Source organism: Frankia sp. CcWB2, from assembly GCF_977927585.1.
The window spans coordinates 5,635-7,611 of sequence record NZ_CDWRCM010000210.1; the positions used below are offsets into that span (position 1 = coordinate 5,635).

Consider the following 1,977-nt stretch of genomic DNA (forward strand, 5'->3'; position numbering starts at 1 on the left):
AAGGCTATCCAGACGATCACGATACAGGTCTGAATGGCGAGGTACCGCCCGGTTCCCAGGAAACGGGCGATGGCCTCCGCGAAGCGACTGACCGATTCCCGGTCCATGCCCCGGGGGATCAGTGTGACCCGGCCGGAAGCGGGCAGGTCGAGACGCTCGGTGCAGGCACCACGACGTCCCGCGGCCCGTGATGTTGAGATGCTCATGGAAGATCCCCCTCCGCGCGCCCCAGTTACCGCCGGACAGCTGTGAGTGCGCATTCCTCGAGCAGGCCGCGGGCGGCACCGCCACGGCGACCTCTGGTCGACACGACTTCGATCGACCGCACCTGCTTGTGCACTGCTCGCGGCCCATGCGACTGCCGACCCGGACGGATCAGGGAAGCCCGGCCGGGACAGGGTGGATCCGCGCTACCGGCACGAACCGATCGGGCCGGGAGATCGCGGTGACCATCGACTCCCGAGCCGGAGACGCCGTCGCCGACGGCACGGCTGCACCGGACAGGAGGGCCGTGCGTCCGAACAGGCCGGACTTCCGAACAGTGCCCCGGGCGTCGTCTACCCGGGTTCCGTGGACGCGGGCCGGGCGCGACGGTGCGCGCTGATCGGCCCGGGATTCAGCGATGGCTGACGTCCACGAGCAGGAAGCGGCCTTTACTGGAGCACCCGCCAGGACTCACAGCGGCCACCTCCTCGCGCTGGTCCTCCATAGAGGATTTTTCGGGGGCTTGTCAAGGATAACCGCCGGAGTTGTTCCCTAACCCACTGGGGCACCCGTGATATCGGTCGCGATGACGTCACCCGAAGCGGGGACCGTCACCGTGGCGCGGGTGGCGCGGGTCCCGGCGCGGGCGCGGGCGTCCCACTCCTCGGCGGGCCGCGCGCTCGCCTCGGCCAGGGTCTGCCAGAACGCCGAAGGAGCATCGGCGAGCGCGGCAAGGCGCAGCCTTCGCAACAGCATTCCCTCGTCTGGTTCGATCCGGCGCCCCCGGATGTCGTCGGCCCCCTCCATCGCTCCCTCCCGTCATCCCGCCGTCTTGCCCGTCTTGCCCGCCGACCTGGCCGGCCCGCCCACCTTGCCCGCCCACCTTGCCCGCCTTGCGTATCCCTTGCGCATCCTCCGTGTCGGTGCCGCCCGTGACCAGACCGTCGTCCGGGAGAGGTCGGTGTTGTGCGGGACAGGCCGGTGTTGCGCGTAATCGGTCCGACCTTTACCGCAAAGTGCTCCCGGGCAGTGGGGGAAGCGCGGATACTGATCAAAGCGGCGGGACGGCGGAGGAGTCGCGCGAGATGATCTATCGTGGGTAGGCCCGTCTCGTTGATCGTGCGGCATGACGGGCCTTCGTGGTCAGCCTGGTCCCCGCAGTGCCCAGGGCTGGCGATGGCCCAGCCGTCCGCCGCGGAGCTGCGGGCCGCGTTGCCCGACGTCCTCGCGTGGTACTTCGGTGAGGACACCGACACCGACGCGCAGATCCACGTCGAGCGGAGGCTGTGCGGTGGCGTCGTCGTCCGGATCGCCCAGGATGCGCAGCTGTGGGAACGTCAGCTGGTCGCCGACCGGCTGGGCGAGGCCTTGGCCGCCGGGGACCAGGCGGCGCGGCTGCGTGCGGCCCCGGGTAACGCAGCCGGTGAGGTGATCTATGTCTGCGCGCTGCAGTCGGACCGCGTCTCCTGGCTGACGGGCCAGCTGGAGGACGAGAACGACGCGGTCGTGGCCATCCTCCCGGTGGCCGAGACGATGCTGTGGACCATGCGGTTCGGAGCGGCCCACAGCGGGGCCGGGGAATCGGTCCAGCCGCCCGCCTACCGCCCTGAGACGACGTTCAGCGAGGTGATGCGGACCTTCGCCGGGCCGCTCCAGCACCTGCGGGCGTGAGCCGCGGGACATCGAAGGCCATGGTCGTCGGATCGTGGTTCCTGATCGCGGCCGGTGTCTGAGCGTAGGGTAGCTGGCCGAATTTGTAAAATATTCACTTAT

Annotated in this window: 2 protein-coding genes and 1 pseudogene; 1 reads left to right on the top strand and 2 read right to left on the bottom strand. The window is 69.5% G+C overall.

Annotated elements, in window-relative coordinates:
- Positions 1-206 (bottom strand): annotated as a pseudogene (locus ACY45C_RS18290) (DUF1003 domain-containing protein); the annotation flags it as partial.
- A gap of 550 nt (positions 207-756) precedes the next feature.
- Positions 757-1,011, bottom strand: a complete 255-nt coding sequence (locus ACY45C_RS18295) for a hypothetical protein (RefSeq protein ID WP_462188796.1) — start codon at positions 1,009-1,011, stop codon at positions 757-759.
- Between the two features lie 288 nt (positions 1,012-1,299).
- Here ACY45C_RS18295 and ACY45C_RS18300 point away from each other — a divergent pair, with 288 nt between their 5' ends.
- Positions 1,300-1,875: a hypothetical protein gene (locus ACY45C_RS18300; protein ID WP_462188797.1), complete on the top strand. Its 576-nt coding sequence runs from the start codon at positions 1,300-1,302 to the stop codon at positions 1,873-1,875.
- Positions 1,876-1,977 lie beyond the last annotated feature (102 nt).